The following is a 17,274-nucleotide window of genomic DNA, read 5'->3' as shown; positions in this document are numbered from 1 at the left end:
ATTTAAACATAATTAATTATATTTTCTAAAATTTATACAATATTTTTAAGTTATGTGTTAAATAATCTTCATATTATTATTGACATAATAGTTAAATTACCTTAATAACTCCTCCTGATTAATAAATATCATTTTATAAATCTTTTTATTACTAAGATTTATGAAAAACCACAAATCTGAATTCAAATAATATGATTAATATTAATCATTTAAATTAATTAAATAAAAGGATAATTATATGCCTAACTTTTCTTGTCTAATACCTATATTTAAAAATGAAATTTTTAGCACTCTTGTAGGAAATACAAAACAAGGCTTTCATCACTTGGGCAATAAAGTATATACCTCTATATTTACTGAAGATAATAAAAAAATAAGCGGTATATTTGTTGAAAGCATAAAATGTAATTTTAATAATCTCATAAAGCAATTAAACGATGCTAATCCATTTGCCTTACAAACTAACTGCGAAAATCCTGTAAATATTAAAGATATATTTACCAACGATGATACTCAAAAATTTCTCATATTAGAGCAGCATACAACTGTAGAAAACGGTACTGCTAATATTTTGGGCAAAAGTTATAACGTTACGGATAATGTAATTTCTTTAAACGATATCGCCGGTTTTTTAGGTCTTGAGGATTGTACGACCGAAAGCGCATTAAGAGCTGTACAAGATTATCTTTTTTCTCTTATCCCTACGACAACTACTACGACTACTACTACCGAATTAATCAATACCACTATTGCTGCTAATAACTTAACTACCGAATATAATCCGGCTTTGAATAATGACGAATCGGGAACAGAGATTAATCCTTATTTAATAGTAGGAGCAGCAGCCACAACAACATTATTGATTGGGGGTTGCATAGGAACGGCTATAGGTTATTATTGGGGCAAAAAGAACGCTACTACAACATTAAACGGTAAAGTTTTTAGTAATGCTGACCAGTTACAACAGTTACAGGAAGAAGGAATACCTTTGACAAGAGTAGAAGATCACTATAGCGATAAAGTTTTTAGTAATGCTGACCAGTTACAACAGTTACAGGAAGAAGGAATACCTTTGACAGGAGAAAATCATTATAGTACAATTAACGAGTTAGGATGATATACTTGTAGTATATTATAACTTCATCTTAAAAAAACCCTACTAATTATTATGAATTATGAAGCGTTTTAACTAACGCTTCATTTTTTTATTAAATATTAGTATGGAGTTCTACAAGCCTCTTGATAAAACCCTTCACTAAGGCTATTTTCCCGCGCTAAGGAAAACCCCAAGCAATCATAAAGATTTTAGTCGGTATTGTTGCACGGCTACCGGAATCGTCATTGCGAGGAGGCATTTATGCCGACGTGGCAATCCAGTTCTTGTCATGCTGAACTTGTTTCAGCATCTATTAAAAGAGATCCTGAAATAAATTCAGGATGACTATATTTTTCTAGATTGCCGCACCACTTGCAGCGGCGGCGTTGTTGCATGGCTCAAATTTTCGATGTCATTCCCGCGAAAGCAGGAATCTAGGAAAAAACACTTAAAATAAACAAAATTATACTATATAATTCGCTTAAATACTTTTCTGGATTCCCGCTTTCGCGGGAATGACATACGGCACTTTTTTAGAGCCATGCAACAATGCCGCCTCGCCATGACGGTTTGGGTATCCATGCAACAACGCGCCGAAACTCGGCAAAGCAATAGAAGAATTAAATTACTTTATAGAGCTATAAGGTATCAAACCCTCTTGTAATACTATTCTTTAAATTTGTAATAAGCCTGATTTTTGTCACCTCTATAAATTAAAATTCCTTTGTCTACCGCTAAAGATAAATCTCTACTAGCCGTTGCAGTAGAAATATCTTTATGTATGAAAATATAATCTTTTCTAGAAAACCATTTATCAGATAAATTAATTTTAGCAATCTCAAGCCGTAGTAAGGGAGTATTAGCTGTAGGTACGGCATCATTAGTATATAGTTTTAATGCTGCTAATATTTGAGCAGTCATAAATTCAATAAATAATGTAGATTCTCCAAGCTTATCACATTGATTTAAAATACTATAATATTCACTTTGGTTGTTCCTTATTAAACTCTCAACAGAAATATATTCAAAAATAGCATTAGTTTTAATTAATAATAATTGTTGCCATAATCTTCCCATTCTGCCGTTACCGTCTGAAAAAGGATGAATAAATTCTAATTCATAATGAAACACACAAGCTTTAATCACTCCCGGAATATTATTATTGCGGTTTATAAAATAGAACAAATCGTCCATTAATAAAGATACACGATTTGCAGGAGGAGCAAGGTGAGCTATTTCCTTACCTTTAAATATAGCTGCACCGCTTTTTCGCCAACACCCATTATCAGTTATTAAACCTTGCATCAGTAGTTTGTGAGCTTCTAATAATGACTTTATTGATAAGGGATTTAATATATTCAAATTATTATATAATTTGATAGCATTGTTAACTTCAATAATATCTTTTTCAGGAGCTAATACTCTCTTCCCGTTTATTAAATCGGTTATTTGGTTTATGCTTAAGGTATTCCCTTCAATTGCAAGAGAAGAGTGTATAGTTTTAATATGATTATTTTTTCTAAGTTTTATGGGAGGGCAGTAAAGTTTAGCACCGAATAAAACACCTAATTCATGAGAAATATTTTGTAATAATTCTAGGATTTTATTAGTTATTTGAAAAGGAGGTTTATTATTCATAAGATGATAGTATCATATGATACTATCATTGTCTAGAAAATTACACTTGTTGATGACGGGTTTCAGCTCTTAGTAATTTCATCGTATTTTTTAAGCTTAATAAGGACTGATTCTAAATTATCAAGCCTTATCATACAAGGCCCGTCGCTCGGCGCGTTATCGGGATCTTGATGTACTTCCATATAAATCCCTGCAACACCGACGGCAATAGCGGCCTTTGCTAGCAGTTCAACATATTTCCGTTGCCCCCCGCTACTACTGCCCATGCCGCCGGGTTGCTGAACAGAGTGGGTAGCATCAAAAATTACCGGGGCGTTTGTCTCTGCCATTATTGCAAGGCTACGCATATCCGATACTAAGTTATTATAACCGAAACATGCGCCTCGTTCCGTCAGCAAAATATTTTCTGCGCCGAAAGCCTGCAATTTTGCATGCACGTTTTTCATATCCCAAGGAGCTAAAAACTGACCTTTTTTAACATTCACTATTTTCTTACTTCGTGCTGCTGCCTGTAGTAAATCCGTCTGCCTGCATAAGAAGGCCGGTATTTGTAATATATCGACTATTTTTGCGACTTCTATGCACTGCTCTGCCGTATGAATGTCTGTAACGATAGGACAATTAAAGGTTGCTTTTACTTTAGCCAACACCTTTAGACCCTGCTCAAGTCCAAGACCTCGAACGCCGTTTGCCGAAGTTCTATTAGCTTTATCGAAAGAAGATTTATAAATAAAAGGAATGCCGAGTTTGCTAGTTAATTTTACAATTTTTTCCGCTAAAAATAATGAATGATCTAAATTTTCAATTTGGCAAGGACCAGCAATTAAAGTAAAAGGCAGTTCGTTCCCTATTTTTATATTCTTTAGTTCTACTATTTTTTGCATATATTCCTAACTTAATTGATACATTTTGTATATATGTCATTCCCTATACCTCTAGGCATTGTTGCATGGCTCTAAAAAAGTGCCGTATGTCATTCCCACGAAGGCGGGAATCCAGAAAATAATAAGTTTCATAGCATTTTTTGCTATTTTTTCCTAGATTGCACGGTGTATTTTTATAAGGATTTCGAGCCATGCAACAACGCCCCACCTGCACGGGAATGACATCGAAAAACCTATATTACTTCGCTATCGGTAAACTATTCCCTTCTTGATTAACTTCTTGGTTAATCTTAGTAGCTAAATCAGGTCTTTTCTTGGATGAAAGATTAGCAAGTACTATAGCATTCACCAAAAATAACGTTGCAAGTACCACGGTGCTTTTAGTTAGAAAGTTACCGACCGTTTTAGCACTGACTACTCCCATATTATTACCGCCGCTTAGCCCGCTAATCCCGTCGGAACCGCTACGTTGCATTAAAATAACTATAATTAATAAAACTGCGATGACAATATGAATAAAAAGAAGTATATTTATCATTAAGTAACCTATATTTTCTAATTCCAAGCCCTAACTATATACTAGCTTTGTATTATTTGCAACTTGGCTTTACATCAATGTCATTTCTAGCTGTGGTGCATGGGTGTCAACTTAAGGAGCAAAAACATAAGTCCGTCATTGCGAGCGACTGTAAGGAGCGCGGCAATCCAGAAAATAATAAATTTCATAGCATTTTTTGCTATTTTTTCTCTGGATTGCCACGTCGATGCTACGCATCTCCTCGCAATGACGGGAATTTTTGCAACGCTTTTGATCTATGCAACAATGCCTCCTCGCAGTGACGTTTTAATTATCCATATAATAAACAATAATCACTTTTAAAACGAAATAACTTGCAGATAACGCTCTTCATAACTATTTTATATTAGTATTCCTATCCTTTTAAAATGTTTAAGTAAAAATTTATGCTCGATAATATTAGAAAAACTGCCGATAGCTTTGTAATGCGCGTTTTATTTGCCATGATTGCTTTTGCCTTTGTCGGATGGGGGATTAAAGATATCCTACCTAGAGCGGTCGGCGGCGACTTCGTTACTTTTACTCATGCCGAAAATATAAGCCGAGAAGATTTTTTGAAAGCAAAATCTATGGAAATTAATGCTATTCAAAAACAAATGGGTACGAATTTAAGCGAAGAAGAGATAAATCAGTTAAATATCGATAAGCAAGTTATGAAAAGGCTTATATATAATAATATTTTAGATTATTTAGTTGCCTATTATGATTTTGATTTAAGCGATAATACCGTTACGGAATTAGTTAGGGAATCACCTGTTTTTAAAAATGAACAAGGAGTTTTTGATATAAGAATTTTTAAAACTTATTTCAGAAATTCTTATCTTAATGAAGAAGAATATTTATTAAATTTCAAAGAAAAAACTTTAAAAAATATTCTTGTCAGTATTTTTTTAGAAAGTTTTTATGTCCCTAAGGTAATGACGCAAAACATCGTTAATTATATGGCGGAAAAAAGAAATGTTGAGTTGTTACAAATAAATTTGAAAAACAAACCGAAAGATTTAAAAATTCCCCTGCCGAGTGATGAACAACTAGAGGATTTTTATAAAAATAACAAAAATTTATTTGAAATACCGGAAAAACGTAGCTTTTCTTATATTAAGATATCTAATCAAAATTTACAGAAAAAGATTAGTATTACTAAAGAAGAATTATTAGATTTTTATAATGAGAATAAAGAAGAGTTCGGTGATAAGAGTTTTGAGGCAGTACAAAAGCAATTATATGATTTATTACTAAGTCAAAAAATTGACATGCTTAATATGGAGCTTGCGAAAAATCTAGAGGATGACGTAGCCGCCGGCTCAACCTTAGTCGAGATTGCCGAAAAATATGAATTACCGTTGCAGAATGTTAATTACGTAAGTTACGAAGAACTCATTGAAAATAAAATAATTGCCGAGAATGTCGATAGTATTTTTGAACTTGCAGAAGGCGAATTATCATATCCTATAGAATCTGAAGATAAAAGTTACCTTATATTAGTAGAGTTAAAAGCGATTCAACCGGCAAAAATTCCGGAGTTTTCTATTATCAAAAATCAAGTAGCAGTTAGCTGGAATAAACAATATTTAGCAGATATTAATTTGCAAACTATAAAAGATTTAGCAAAGGAATATAAATCAGATAAAGAAGATATTAAAACCCTTAACGGAGTAGGAATCGAGGTAAGCCGGCAAAGCTATATAAGATCTGAAATTGAAAATGATACAACATTATCTCCGGAGATATTATTATCGATTTTCAGAACTAAAACCGGTAGTAATACGCCGGTTTTTCAAATAGGTAATAAAGTTTATTTTGCGCATATCAAATCAATAAGCTTGGATAAGCTAGCTGCCGAAACTATCCAAAAAAATTCAGAAGGAAATATAGCAAATACTATTAAGAATTCTATTGTTGATGAGCTTATAAATTATGCAATAAAGCAAAATGATATGAAAATAAAAGGCGGCTTAAAAGTGGCGGGTTAAGGTGATATGGTATAGCGGTCTTTAAATTCATCAGCTCTTATGCTTTCTGAATTTAGCCGTAGTTAACTCCAAGTCATCATTGCGAGGAAATGCTTTAGCATCGACGTGGGGCGTTGTTGCATGGCTCAGAAATTAACACAAAAAACCCGTCATTGCGAAGTGGCTGTGGCAATCCAGGCTATCCCGAATATAATGAGGGATTTAATTAGAATACCAAAAAATTTATATAGGTGGCAAGTTTAGTATAAAAATATGTTTATACTTGATTGCCGCGTCGGTACTACGTACCTCCTTAGCTCAGACGATTCCGGTATCCATGCAGTGAATAATCTCATAAAAAGTATAAAAGCTATAACTCTCTGTGTGGCTTTAGCACTGATTTTTTATTGCCGAAAATATTTATTGTGGAAAATAGATTAGTCAGAGATTGCGGTTTTTTTAAATTACGTTTATAAGACCTGCCGGTCACGAGAGTATAGCTTGTAATCAGCGATGGTATAACCTCGTTATAATATATTTTATAAAGGTCTTTCATAGTCGCCATTGTCGTTAAATAGCCCCACTTCATCACTTGTTGCGGAACCCTAGCTAGTGCTTCGATACAAGCGATAGCTTCTTCAATTTCCGGATTTTTATTTTTATAAACATCTGCCATCGGGGACAAATTAGCTTGCATATCCTTAAACATTGCTTCAATCATTAACCCCATATATCGATCGCTTTTGAATTTTCTAATAAAAATTAGATCGTGTTTATCGGCATAATTTAAAAGTTGATATTTATATATAAAGATCATTAATTTGAGCCAATAAATTTTTAAACCGTAAATATTATTTTTATGATAAAATTTAAGTTTTGTTTCATATTGTATTTGTTTGTTCATACCGGCTTTAAGCAATTTATGAAGTAAGGTGTTACAATTTATTATATCGTCTTTCCTGCTTTGGCTGGCTGCAGGGGATGCCTTGGTACCCGAAAAATTAGCGGAATGGCGACCGACTTGCCGCCCCAAATTATCGCGTTGTATATCGGCAAAATGACCTAACTCTTGAGCGGCTATAATTTGCAGTCTTGCAACTGCCGGCCAACCGTTGCCGTAAGTCGGATGATCTTTGCTTATCTCACCGAAGGGGTTACCTCCGCATGAGACAAAAATAGCAACGTCTTTACCATTAGTACTTTGCATACCGCTATTAGAGCCGGCACGCTGCCAATCGACAATATCCATCATGTCGCCGATATTATGGGAGTAAGTAATAAATACCTCGACTTTGCCATATAACAGCCATTTTATCACGATCGGGTGAGCTGATTGGACAAAAATCCGCGTTAATTTTTCTGTAACCTCTTTATTTACGGGGCGTAATTTATGGATTTGTTTTTTTAAATCGGCAAAAATCGCTTCTATTTTTTTATCGGAAATTGAATTTTTATATAGAGCTTTAAAAAAATTAATAGTGTGAGGAATTAAATCAGTCGAGGTTAACTCCTCTTTGCTGACCATTAAACTAATATTAAATGTGGGATCGGAAAACCGCGCAAAATTACAACAATCATCCGTGTCTATCCGCAGCTTTCCCGACTTAATCAATTGCTGCGCTAATAATTCATATTCTATTTGCATCTCCTCGGCATAAATAGCCGGCGCATGGTCAAGGATGTGATATATCGAACTCATAAATGGCTTTGAATAAAGTTTATTTAAAACTTAACATACTTATTAATTTATGATACAGCACTAAAAGTTATATAAAAACAAAATTCTAAATTTATAATGAATTACATATGTAAGAATTTAAGGTAGTTGTTATATAAAAAATGAGAGACAAATGGATATATTAGGAGTATAATCCTTAAATATCGGATTTATTAGGAATATACTCATGATTATAAAGAGATTTTTAAATTTGGAATTACCGAAAGGACAATCTTGTTTTTTATGGGGAGCTCGCAAAACCGGTAAATCAACATATTTAAAAGAACGCTTTCCTAAAGCTCTGTATATAGATTTATTACAAGCGGATATATATCGAATTTATTTTCAGCACCCTGAACGTTTACGTGAGGAAATAGAGGCAAAGACTGAAATATCTACTATTATTATCGATGAGGTACAAAAAGTACCTTTACTTCTGGATGAAGTCCATCATTTAATAGAACCAAATAAATCTCTACAGTTTATTCTTTGCGGATCAAGTGCAAGAAGATTAAAATCAACCGGAGCTAATTTACTTGGAGGTAGAGCTTGGAGATATATGTTTCTACCGCTATGTTATCCCGAACTAAAAGAACTGAATTGGCATAAAATATTTAATCACGGACTTATTCCTGACCATTATTTAGCTCCTTTGAATATCCATAAATATTTAGCCTCATATTTATATGATTATATTTTACCGGAAGTTCAATTTGAGGCAAATCTTAGAAAAAGGGAAGCTTTTGCTAGGTTTTTAGAAATTATAGGAATTTCTAACGGTGAGATGATAAATTATAGTAATATTGCCCGAGATTGTGCAGTAGACGCAAAAACCGTTAGGACATATTTTGAAATATTAGAAGATATGTATCTTGGTTATCATTTATATCCTTATAAATCACGTGCTAAACGACAAATTATCACGGAAACGCCAAAATTTTATCTGTTTGATATAGCTCTTGTCAATTATTTAAGAAAATATGAATATCAAGAGATGGTAGGATTTGAAGCAGGTAAAGCTTTTGAGCATTATGTGTTTCTAGAATTGATAGCCTATAAATACTTAAACGATAAAAGAGAGCAGTTATTTTATTGGCGTACAAAAGAAGGTTATGAAGTTGATTTTATTGTACAGGATAATGCATTTGAAGTTAAAATTTCCTCTTCTATACAAAAAAATCATCTAAAAGGACTTTTAGAATTTGGTAAAGAACATGATTGTAAATTACATGTTATTAGTAATGAAAAAACAAAACGCGTAATTACTATAGAAAATAAAGAAATTACTATTTGGCCTATAAGAGAGTTTCTAGATATGTTATGGGGAAATAATATATGGAAATAAGAAAATATTTTGGTCCCTCCTATAGGAATTTACAACACTTTTTCCATAAAACAAGGTTATGCGTAATCGTAATAAAAACCTATTCAACAAGCGGGGGCAATTTGCTCCTTTCTTAAGCTAAACCCTAAACCTCTATACTTTCAAAACTCATTACACAACTTTCTTTTTTATCATTTTCCTTTGCTATGTTTGCTATGCCGAGATTCCTTAATAAATATCCTCTAATCTTTTTAGCTATTAATGCGTCTATTTGATTCCACGCAAGATTAAGAGAAATAAGAGTAAGATTTGTTTTTAAAGCTTGTTCAAGTTCTTTTGTTCCTGCTCCTGTTATATTATTATACCCAAGATCAAGCGAGGTAATAGTTTTATTAGTTTTGAGCAGTTTAGCAATTTCCTTAGCTCCTGCATTGCCTATTTTGTTACCCCAAAAACTAAGAGAAATAAGAGTAGTATTTTTCTTTAGTAACTCGATGATTTCCTTAATTTCTACATCTCCTATATTTTTCTCGGAAAGTTTAAGAGAAGTGCCGCCGTTTCGTAAGCTATTAGCTTCCTTAGTAAACCCTTTCTTTTCTAGATACTCTATTAGCTCTTTCATATCTTCCTCCTTTAAAAGATTAAATAATATACTGCCAAGCAACATCTTTAGCCCGTAGGTGCTGCGCTATTGTCTAAACTCATCAAACCACCCAATATAATAAGCTCCCCCTCCTCGCTATTAATTGCTGCATCTATTAAACACGGGCTTAATTCATCAATCCGCTCGCCTATTTCCTTTAAGCTAAATTTATCCCTAGCAGCCCCTAGCAATTCCGGATGATTCAAAAGCGGTTTGTCATAAATTATTTCTTTTACTGCCCACGTTGTTATTTCGTTTGTTCTCAAAAGTAATAAGTTACATATATCTTTAAAACCATTTTGTTGAGCTAAACTTAAAGCTGTCTCACCATTCTTAGTAACGTGATTAATAGCCTGATTAGACATTTTAGGAATAAGCATTTCGCAAATTTTTTCTAAGGATCTATAAGCAGCCAAAGTTAAAGCCGTGTGACCATAAATTTTTTCAACAATATTAATAGCCTGATCAGACATTTTAGGGATAAGTATTTCACAAATTTTTTCTAAGCCATTACCGATAGCCCAAATTAAAGCCGTATTGCCGTAAGTTTTTTCAATAGCATTAATAGCTTGATCCGACATTTTAGGAATAAGTAGCTCACAAACTTTTTCTAAGCTTTTCTCGGCAGCAAAAGTTAAAGCCGTATTGCCGCTATTAGTAACCTGATTAATAGCCTGAACAGACATTTTAGAAATAAGCATTTTGCAAACTTTTTCTAAGCCTTTCTCGGCAGCCAAAGTTAAAGCCGTATTGCCGTAAGCTATTTCAATAGCATTAATAGCCTCAGTAGACATTTTAGGGATAAGCATTTCGCAAATTTTTTCTAAGGACCTATAGGCAGCTAAAGTTAAAGCCGTGTGACCATAAATTTTTTCAACAATATTAATAGCCTGATCAGACATTTTAGGGATAAGCATTTCACAAATTTTTTCTAAGCCATTACCGATAGCCGAAATTAAAGCCGTATTGCCGCTATTAGTAACGTGATTAATAGCCTGATTAGACATTTTAGGAATAAGCATTTCGCAAACTTTTTCTAAGCCGTTACCGGCAGCCCAAGTTAAAGCCGTATTACCGCTATTAGTAACGTGATTAATAACCTGATTAGACATTTTAGGGATAAGCATTTCGTAAACTTTTGCTAAGCCTTTCTCGGCAGCAAAAGTTAAAGCCGTATTGCCGTATTTATTAACCTGATTAATAGCCTGATTAGACATTTTAGAAATAAGCATTTCACAAACTTTTTCTAAGCCGGTACCTGCAGCCCAAGTTAAAGCCGTAAAGCCCTTACTATTAACCTGATTAATAGCCTGGTCAGACATTTTAGGTATAAGCATTTCACAAACTTTTTCTAAACCTTTACCGGCAGCAAAAGTTAAAGCCGTATCGCCGTCATTAGTAACATGATTAATAACCTGATTGGACATTTTAGGTATAAGCATTTTGCAAACTTTTTCTAAGCCTTTCTCGGCAGCCAAAGTTAAAGCCGTATTGCCGTAAGTTTTTTCAATAGCATTAATAGCCTGAACAGACATTTTAGGAATAAGCATTTCGCAAACTTTTTCTAAGCCGTTACCGGCAGCCCAAGTTAAAGCCGTATAGCCGTATGTTTCAATAGCATTAATAGCCTGGTCAGACATTTTAGGAATAAGCATTTCGCAAACTTTTTCTAAGCCGTTACCGGCAGCCCAAGTTAAAGCCGTAAAGCCCTTATTATTAACCTGATTAATAGCCTGAACAGACATTTTAGAAATAAGCATTTCACAAATTTTTTCTAAGGCTTTACCGGCAGCCAAAGTTAAAGCCGTATTGCCGTAAGTTTTTTCAACAGCATTAATAGCTTGATCAGACATTTTAGGAATAAGTAGCTCACAAATTTTTTCTAAGTCTTTACCCGCGGCCACAGTTAAAGCCGTATTGCCGTAAGTTTTTTCAACAGCATTAATAGCTTGATCAGACATTTTAGGAATAAGTAGCTCACAAATTTTTTCTAAGTCTTTACCCGCAGCTAAAGTTAAAGCCGTATTGCCGTATTTATTAATCTGATTAATAGCCTGAACAGACATTTTGTTAATAAGCATTTCGCAAACTTTTGCTAAGCTATTATCGATAGCCCACATTAAAGCCGTAAGGTCATCATTATTAACCGGATTAATAGCCTGATTGGACATTTTAGGTATAAGCATTTCGTAAACTTTTTCTAAGCCTTTAGATGCAGCCAAAGTGAAAGCCGTATTGCCGTCATTATTAACCTGATTAATAGCCTGATTGGACATTTTGTTAATAAGCATTTCATAAACTTTTTCTAAGCCATTATCGATAGCCCAAATTAAAGCCGTATTGCCGTAAGTTTTTTCAACAGCATTAATAGCTTGATCAGACATTTTAGAAATAAGCAGCTCGCAAACCTTTTCTAAGCCTTTCCTTGCAGCAAAAGTTAAAGCCGTATTGCCGTCATTATTAACCTGATTAATAGCCTGATTGGACATTTTGTTAATAAGCATTTCATAAACTTTTTCTAAGCCATTATCGATAGCCCAAATTAAAGCCGTATTGCCGTAAGTTTTTTCAACAGCATTAATAGCTTGCTCGTTCATTTTAGGAATAAGCATTTCGCAAACTTTTGCTAAGCCGTGACCGGCAGCTAAAGTTAAAGCCGTATGGCCGTAAGTTTTTTCAATAGCATTAATAGCTTGATCAGACATTTTAGGGATAAGCATTTCGCAAGCTTTTTGTAAGCCATTATCGATAGCCCAAATTAAAGCCGTAAAACCATCATCACTAACCTGATTAATAGCCTGATTAGACATTTTAGGTATAAGCATTTTGCAAACTTTTGCTAAGTCTTTACGGGCAGCTAAAGTTAAAGCCGTATTGCCGTATTTATTAATCTGATTAATAGCCTGATCAGACATTTTAGAAATAAGCATCTCGCAAACTTTTGCTAAGCCATTAAAGGCAGCAAAAATTAAAGCCGTATTGCCTTTATAATCAATTTTGCTTAACTCGCTCTGACTCATTTGGCTTATTAAATTTTGTGCTTCTATTGGATTTTCTGACTTTATAGCTTCTATTATTTTTTCAAATGATGATTTTATTGATTTCTTGGGTGTAAACATAACCCCCTCTTTAGCTTATATTTATTAATATCCGCTAACCATAAATTAATCTTTATATTTGCTAAAATAATTACAAGTATATCAGTAACAAGTCAAATAAAAAAAGATTAACAAATTAAATATGACGTTAAAAAGTGAGGCGATAACTAAGGAATATTATTGTAAGATGTCAGTGAGGTTAGCTTAATCTAAAAACTCGGCCGGTGGTTTCTTTAAGAAGCAACCCATAAAGTTCAGCGGTAAAGATTATATATTTAGGGGAATAGTTACCTGTGCCAATACCGGTAGAGTAGCATAAGCCGAAACTAAGACGAGAAAACGCCCGGATGGATCGGAATATAAAATAACATATCTCGGCAGTTGGGATAAAAATAATCATAATAAGAAGGTTTATATGAGGGAAGAAGTATTATTAAAAGAAGTAGAGAAGGTTTTTAAATCGATACAGTTAAAGCCCGATCTATTAGAAGAAATACAATTATATATAAAGGACTCGGCAAATGCAGAAAAAGATTATCATAAGCAACGATTAAGTGCGTTATATGCCGAAGATACAAAAATAAAAACACGTGTAGGTAGGCTAATGGATTTATACCTTGATGGAGAGTTAGACAAAAAAACACATGAGGATAAACACTTACAATTAATACAAAAAAAAGAAGAGATAATTAGAGAAATCGAAGCGCACCATAAAGCAGATAATAGCTTTGCAAAAACGTTGATTTCCTTGATTGAGTTAGCTTCCAACACCTTTGACAGGTTTACAGGTTCGACTGTCGAGGACAAAAGGGGTTTAGTAAATTTGGTATTTGCTAACCTGGAATTAAACAGTGAGAAACTTGATTATAATCTACGCCCGCCGTTCAATAATTTCGTAAATTTATCCGAAAATAATGATTGGCGCACCCGAGAGGAGTCGAACCCCTAACCTTATGATCCGTAGTCATATACTCTATCCAATTGAGCTACGGGTGCTAGTGAATAAATGTATTTTCAAGTGAAATGTGTAATGAGCAAAGCCCAAAAACCACGGGTAAATGAAAATAACAATTTAATATTTAAGAGCGGATTAATAGTATAATTTACTTAATAATATACACTATTATCGCTTTGCAGCATATCTAAAAGCTCGGCACTTGTCAAGGAAACATGCTTTTTAAAGAAATCACTAAAATTATTACAAATATATACAATTAATAGTTGAATATTTTAAATAAATAAAATATATATAGTGTGCATAAAATTAATATGAGAGAGATAATGACTAAACTTTTTAAATTTATAATAACTTGCTTATTTTTTATTAGTAGCTTAGCTCAAGCTGAAACTATAGCAGAGCCGGCTAAAAAAATTTTAGAAATAGTTAATTCCTTAAAAGTTGAAGAAAAATGGCAAAAAGGGGAAACTATTAATTGCAAAACCGGTGAAATTATAGAAGGATATACCGGTGAGCATAAAAAAACCGGTAGTCGTATTACACATGATAGTTGTTTTGTTTATGCTGTAGCATCTTCTCTTAATATAGCAAAAGATTCTTTACCTCCTCACCCTAAGACCGATACGGATTTTATTCCGTTCCTTGCAAATAAACAAGCCGATTGGTATGAGAGAGAAGGAAGTAAACAAGGATGGAATTATATTAAAAATAAAGATAAGGACAATAATTTTATCCAAGCACAAAAATTAGCTAACCAAGGATATTTAGTTGTCGCAATATATAAAAATATCAATCCTAAAAGACCCGGCCATACTTCTATAGTTATACCGAGTAATAAAGATGTGGAAAAAATTAAACAAGAAGGACCTGATATTGCGCAAGCCGGTATAAATAATTTTTCCTGCGGTTCATTAAAGAAGGGCTTTAAAAATAAAAAGGATGTATTTAAAAATAATGAAATAAAGTTTTATTATCACAAAATTAATAGCTAATTTTTTATTATTTTAACCGGTTTATGATAAAGCTTTTAAAAGCTTTATCATAAATTTTAGCTTGCAACGTCTTTAAGTAACCCCGGAATCGTCATTGCAAGGAGGCATTTATGCCGACGCGGCAATCTAATCTTTGTCATGCTGAACAAGTTTTGCGCATCTTTTTTAATATATCCTGAAATAAATTCAGTGATAATAATGAATCTGTGGAAATGATAGGTGAAGCAGACGGCGCTGTTGCTCGATCCAATAAATAAACAATTTCATTTTTTCTTAAACATCTCAAGCATTCTTTCTGTAACTATGAAACCGCCGAAAATATTTATAGATGCAAGAAAAGTTGCAAAATATCCAAGTAAACTAGAGAAGCTAAAAGCGGCACTACTTGCCGCGATCATCGAACTAATAACTATAATACCTGAAATAGCATTAGTAATTGACATCAGGGGCGTATGTAAGGCCGGCGTTACTTTCCAAACTACATAATATCCCACAAAAGAAGCTAATACAAAAATTGTTATAGCAAAAACTAACGGATCAATACCTCCGCTGCTTGCCTGCCAACTACCGTCTATTACTAAATCTTTTAATTTATCCGATAAATTTTGTGTCTTCTCGGCTATTTCTGCAGCTTGTCTTGCTATTATCGGTAATTGATTCATATTTTTACCTAACTTTAAATTCCTTAAAGATAGTTAATTGTAGGTCTAAAATATGATATAACAAATAAGAGGTCAAAGTAAACGAATTTTATTTTATTTTATTTTTTTGCTATACATAGTTGATGAAGCTTTGTTGCATGGCTCATAATTTACCGTATTATGGTTATTATAAGTATGGTGTATGCCGTGGCTTGATCAGCATTGTTGTGTGGATACCCAAATCGTCATGGCGAGGCGCCTCTTGGCGCCGTGGCCATCTAAGTATAAATATATTTTTATACTAAACTTGTTTAGTATTCTAATTAAATCCCGAATGTAATTCGGGATAGTCTGGATGGCCACAGCCACTTCGTGGCTTCGCCATGACGGATTTTTATTACTTTTCGAGCCAGGCAACAAGGCCAGTCAAGCCCACTACTGTACGAACGTTGAAAAAAGGCTGTGTCATGCCGTGACTTGATCACGGCATCCAGGAAAATAAAGCCATATTAGACTTATTTTAGAATCTTTTTATGATATTATAAGCTGGATTCCGTGGTCGTAGCCACGGAATGACAGAATTTTTACCTCTTTATTTAAACGTTCGTACACTAGTGAGTCAAGCCACGGCATGACACCGAACGCTTTGCAAAAATTCGAGCCATACAACAAGACCTTTTAGACTATAATATTTTAAACCGAACTATAGATAAGAATTATCCATAGTTCGCGTTATGTTACTTTAAAATCTCTAACATAATTCACTAAAAATTCAACATTTTCAGGAGGGGTTTCCGGCATAATACCGTGTCCGAGATTAAAAATAAACTTCTTACCGTTAAAATTCGATAAAATCTTATTCACTTTTTCTTTAATTATATCCTTGTCGGTAAGTAGCACTATCGGGTCTAAATTGCCTTGTACTATTATTTTATTGCTCCACGATTTCATTATCTCAAGCGGTACATACTGATCACAAGCTATAATATCTATAGCTGTTTCCGCTATGTATTTTTCATATAGCCACCCGGAGTTTTTCGGAAAACCGATAATCGGAATATTAGGAAAATATTTTCGTATTTCCGTTATTATTTTTTTTGTAGGTTGTAATACAAAATCTACGTATTCTTCGCTGCTCAAAACTCCTGCCCATGAATCAAAAAGCTTTAATATATCTGCTCCGGCTTTTGCTTGATTTATGAGATGATAAGCAGTTTTTTCGGTAATAAAACCTAAAAGCTCTTTGGCTAATTGTTTATTTTCGTAAATAAACTTTTTGCTTATTTTAAAATCCTGTTTGCCTTTTCCCTCTAACATATAGCTCATCACTGTCCACGGGCTACCTGTAAAACCGATTAAAGAAGTATGTTTCGGTAACTCAGCTTTTACTTTTCTGATTATCTCATAGATAGGAAAAAGTTTTTTATTATGATCATTTTCTAAATATCTAAAATCATCGTGCGATTTGAATCGGCGTAATATAGGACCTATATTTTCTTCAAACCTTATATCCCAACCAAGTGCATGCGGTAATACTAAAATATCGGAAAAAATTATTGCCGCATCAAAATTGTAACGTCTTATCGGCTGCAGGGTTATCTCAGTTGCTTTATCAATATCGTAGCATAACTCAAGAAAACTATCTACCGTTTTCCTGATTTTCATGTATTCCGGTAAGTATCTACCTGCCTGCCGCATGAGCCAAATAGGAGTATTAGTATTGTTGTTCTTCAGAAGCTCAAAAATTTGATTCA

19 protein-coding genes, 1 tRNA gene and 1 pseudogene are annotated in these 17,274 nt (G+C 33.5%); 8 read left to right on the top strand and 13 right to left on the bottom strand.

Annotated features, from left to right (window positions below):
- Positions 1 to 238: 238 nt before the first annotated feature.
- Complete coding sequence (locus AAGD64_RS00105; protein ID WP_341793410.1) at positions 239 to 1,117, top strand: DUF5460 family protein; 879 nt, start codon at positions 239 to 241, stop codon at positions 1,115 to 1,117.
- Positions 1,118 to 1,577: 460 nt separating this feature from the next.
- Here the strand turns inward: AAGD64_RS00105 and AAGD64_RS00100 are convergent, their stop codons facing one another.
- The 5 genes from AAGD64_RS00100 to secG all read right to left on the bottom strand — a co-directional run bounded on the left by AAGD64_RS00100 (position 1,578) and on the right by secG (position 4,156).
- Complete coding sequence (locus AAGD64_RS00100; protein ID WP_341793409.1) at positions 1,578 to 1,703, bottom strand: hypothetical protein; 126 nt, start codon at positions 1,701 to 1,703, stop codon at positions 1,578 to 1,580.
- A 59-nt stretch (positions 1,704 to 1,762) separates the two neighbouring features.
- Positions 1,763 to 2,734: a Fic family protein gene (locus tag AAGD64_RS00095; protein WP_341793408.1), complete on the bottom strand. Its 972-nt coding sequence runs from the start codon at positions 2,732 to 2,734 to the stop codon at positions 1,763 to 1,765.
- Between the two features lie 62 nt (positions 2,735 to 2,796).
- Positions 2,797 to 3,618, bottom strand: a complete 822-nt coding sequence (gene kdsA / locus AAGD64_RS00090; protein WP_341793407.1) for a 3-deoxy-8-phosphooctulonate synthase — start codon at positions 3,616 to 3,618, stop codon at positions 2,797 to 2,799.
- A gap of 43 nt (positions 3,619 to 3,661) precedes the next feature.
- Positions 3,662 to 3,811: a hypothetical protein gene (locus AAGD64_RS00085; protein WP_341793406.1), complete on the bottom strand. Its 150-nt coding sequence runs from the start codon at positions 3,809 to 3,811 to the stop codon at positions 3,662 to 3,664.
- A 45-nt stretch (positions 3,812 to 3,856) separates the two neighbouring features.
- Positions 3,857 to 4,156 (bottom strand): preprotein translocase subunit SecG, encoded by a 300-nt coding sequence (secG, locus tag AAGD64_RS00080; protein ID WP_253308241.1) that lies wholly within the window; start codon positions 4,154 to 4,156, stop codon positions 3,857 to 3,859.
- Positions 4,157 to 4,233: 77 nt separating this feature from the next.
- Here secG and AAGD64_RS00075 point away from each other — a divergent pair, with 77 nt between their 5' ends.
- The 3 genes from AAGD64_RS00075 (at position 4,234) to AAGD64_RS00065 (ending at position 6,411) form a co-directional block, all read left to right on the top strand.
- Positions 4,234 to 4,458, top strand: a complete 225-nt coding sequence (locus tag AAGD64_RS00075) for a hypothetical protein (protein WP_341793405.1) — start codon at positions 4,234 to 4,236, stop codon at positions 4,456 to 4,458.
- A gap of 123 nt (positions 4,459 to 4,581) precedes the next feature.
- The gene (locus AAGD64_RS00070) at positions 4,582 to 6,168 is read left to right on the top strand and encodes a SurA N-terminal domain-containing protein (protein ID WP_253308242.1); all 1,587 of its coding nucleotides are present in this window, start codon (positions 4,582 to 4,584) and stop codon (positions 6,166 to 6,168) included.
- A gap of 120 nt (positions 6,169 to 6,288) precedes the next feature.
- Positions 6,289 to 6,411 (top strand): hypothetical protein, encoded by a 123-nt coding sequence (locus AAGD64_RS00065; protein WP_341793404.1) that lies wholly within the window; start codon positions 6,289 to 6,291, stop codon positions 6,409 to 6,411.
- A 106-nt stretch (positions 6,412 to 6,517) separates the two neighbouring features.
- On the opposite strand, the gene AAGD64_RS00060 is transcribed toward AAGD64_RS00065, so the two are convergent.
- Positions 6,518 to 7,846 (bottom strand): DUF2748 family protein, encoded by a 1,329-nt coding sequence (locus AAGD64_RS00060; RefSeq protein WP_341793403.1) that lies wholly within the window; start codon positions 7,844 to 7,846, stop codon positions 6,518 to 6,520.
- A 205-nt stretch (positions 7,847 to 8,051) separates the two neighbouring features.
- Here AAGD64_RS00060 and AAGD64_RS00055 point away from each other — a divergent pair.
- Together AAGD64_RS00055 and AAGD64_RS00050 are read left to right on the top strand one after the other, a co-directional pair.
- A pseudogene (locus AAGD64_RS00055) lies at positions 8,052 to 8,393 on the top strand (AAA family ATPase); the annotation flags it as partial.
- A gap of 240 nt (positions 8,394 to 8,633) precedes the next feature.
- Positions 8,634 to 9,209, top strand: coding sequence for an ATP-binding protein (locus AAGD64_RS00050; protein WP_410526095.1), 576 nt, complete (start codon positions 8,634 to 8,636; stop codon positions 9,207 to 9,209).
- Between the two features lie 124 nt (positions 9,210 to 9,333).
- Here the strand turns inward: AAGD64_RS00050 and AAGD64_RS00045 are convergent, their stop codons facing one another.
- Positions 9,334 to 9,810, bottom strand: a complete 477-nt coding sequence (locus AAGD64_RS00045) for a hypothetical protein (RefSeq protein ID WP_341793402.1) — start codon at positions 9,808 to 9,810, stop codon at positions 9,334 to 9,336.
- Positions 9,811 to 9,857: 47 nt separating this feature from the next.
- Positions 9,858 to 12,950, bottom strand: a complete 3,093-nt coding sequence (locus tag AAGD64_RS00040) for an ankyrin repeat domain-containing protein (RefSeq protein ID WP_341793401.1) — start codon at positions 12,948 to 12,950, stop codon at positions 9,858 to 9,860.
- Positions 12,951 to 13,344: 394 nt separating this feature from the next.
- Here AAGD64_RS00040 and AAGD64_RS00035 point away from each other — a divergent pair, with 394 nt between their 5' ends.
- Positions 13,345 to 13,878 (top strand): hypothetical protein, encoded by a 534-nt coding sequence (locus AAGD64_RS00035; RefSeq protein WP_341793400.1) that lies wholly within the window; start codon positions 13,345 to 13,347, stop codon positions 13,876 to 13,878.
- Here AAGD64_RS00035 and AAGD64_RS00030 read toward each other — a convergent pair.
- Positions 13,849 to 13,925, bottom strand: a tRNA-Arg gene (locus AAGD64_RS00030). The genes AAGD64_RS00035 and AAGD64_RS00030 overlap by 30 nt on opposite strands.
- Before the next feature lie 285 nt (positions 13,926 to 14,210).
- On the opposite strand from AAGD64_RS00030, the gene AAGD64_RS00025 reads away from it, so the two are divergent.
- Positions 14,211 to 14,879 (top strand): hypothetical protein, encoded by a 669-nt coding sequence (locus AAGD64_RS00025; RefSeq protein WP_341793399.1) that lies wholly within the window; start codon positions 14,211 to 14,213, stop codon positions 14,877 to 14,879.
- A gap of 263 nt (positions 14,880 to 15,142) precedes the next feature.
- Here AAGD64_RS00025 and AAGD64_RS00020 read toward each other — a convergent pair whose 3' ends face one another.
- From AAGD64_RS00020 to hemE, 4 genes are all read right to left on the bottom strand, one after another.
- A complete protein-coding gene (locus AAGD64_RS00020) occupies positions 15,143 to 15,541 on the bottom strand; it encodes an NAD(P) transhydrogenase subunit alpha (protein WP_253308278.1) in 399 nt (132 codons plus the stop codon).
- Between the two features lie 195 nt (positions 15,542 to 15,736).
- The gene (locus tag AAGD64_RS00015; protein WP_341793398.1) at positions 15,737 to 15,937 is read right to left on the bottom strand and encodes a hypothetical protein; all 201 of its coding nucleotides are present in this window, start codon (positions 15,935 to 15,937) and stop codon (positions 15,737 to 15,739) included.
- A 114-nt stretch (positions 15,938 to 16,051) separates the two neighbouring features.
- A complete protein-coding gene (locus tag AAGD64_RS00010) occupies positions 16,052 to 16,189 on the bottom strand; it encodes a hypothetical protein (RefSeq protein WP_341793397.1) in 138 nt (45 codons plus the stop codon).
- Between the two features lie 63 nt (positions 16,190 to 16,252).
- Positions 16,253 to 17,218 (bottom strand): uroporphyrinogen decarboxylase, encoded by a 966-nt coding sequence (gene hemE / locus AAGD64_RS00005; RefSeq protein ID WP_341793396.1) that lies wholly within the window; start codon positions 17,216 to 17,218, stop codon positions 16,253 to 16,255.
- Between the last annotated feature and the right edge of the window lie 56 nt (positions 17,219 to 17,274).

This window comes from Rickettsia endosymbiont of Ceutorhynchus obstrictus (assembly GCF_964026565.1).
Taxonomy (GTDB): Bacteria; Pseudomonadota; Alphaproteobacteria; order Rickettsiales; family Rickettsiaceae; genus Rickettsia.
This window is presented reverse-complemented; position numbering and strand designations above follow the sequence as displayed.

What these genes read in the sequence shown, in the direction of transcription:
- AAGD64_RS00105 (WP_341793410.1), top strand. Translation starts at nt 239, where the DNA reads ATGCCTAACTTTTCTTGTCTAATACCTATATTTAAAAATGAAATTTTT.
- AAGD64_RS00085 (WP_341793406.1), bottom strand. Translation starts at nt 3,811, where the DNA reads ATGGCTCGAAATCCTTATAAAAATACACCGTGCAATCTAGGAAAAAAT.
- AAGD64_RS00040 (WP_341793401.1), bottom strand. Translation starts at nt 12,950, where the DNA reads ATGTTTACACCCAAGAAATCAATAAAATCATCATTTGAAAAAATAATA.
- AAGD64_RS00070 (WP_253308242.1), top strand. Translation starts at nt 4,582, where the DNA reads ATGCTCGATAATATTAGAAAAACTGCCGATAGCTTTGTAATGCGCGTT.
- AAGD64_RS00095 (WP_341793408.1), bottom strand. Translation starts at nt 2,734, where the DNA reads ATGAATAATAAACCTCCTTTTCAAATAACTAATAAAATCCTAGAATTA.
- AAGD64_RS00045 (WP_341793402.1), bottom strand. Translation starts at nt 9,810, where the DNA reads ATGAAAGAGCTAATAGAGTATCTAGAAAAGAAAGGGTTTACTAAGGAA.
- kdsA (WP_341793407.1), bottom strand. Translation starts at nt 3,618, where the DNA reads ATGCAAAAAATAGTAGAACTAAAGAATATAAAAATAGGGAACGAACTG.
- secG (WP_253308241.1), bottom strand. Translation starts at nt 4,156, where the DNA reads ATGATAAATATACTTCTTTTTATTCATATTGTCATCGCAGTTTTATTA.
- AAGD64_RS00025 (WP_341793399.1), top strand. Translation starts at nt 14,211, where the DNA reads ATGACTAAACTTTTTAAATTTATAATAACTTGCTTATTTTTTATTAGT.
- AAGD64_RS00020 (WP_253308278.1), bottom strand. Translation starts at nt 15,541, where the DNA reads ATGAATCAATTACCGATAATAGCAAGACAAGCTGCAGAAATAGCCGAG.
- AAGD64_RS00065 (WP_341793404.1), top strand. Translation starts at nt 6,289, where the DNA reads ATGGCTCAGAAATTAACACAAAAAACCCGTCATTGCGAAGTGGCTGTG.
- AAGD64_RS00060 (WP_341793403.1), bottom strand. Translation starts at nt 7,846, where the DNA reads ATGAGTTCGATATATCACATCCTTGACCATGCGCCGGCTATTTATGCC.
- AAGD64_RS00075 (WP_341793405.1), top strand. Translation starts at nt 4,234, where the DNA reads ATGTCATTTCTAGCTGTGGTGCATGGGTGTCAACTTAAGGAGCAAAAA.
- AAGD64_RS00035 (WP_341793400.1), top strand. Translation starts at nt 13,345, where the DNA reads ATGAGGGAAGAAGTATTATTAAAAGAAGTAGAGAAGGTTTTTAAATCG.
- hemE (WP_341793396.1), bottom strand. Translation starts at nt 17,218, where the DNA reads ATGCGGCAGGCAGGTAGATACTTACCGGAATACATGAAAATCAGGAAA.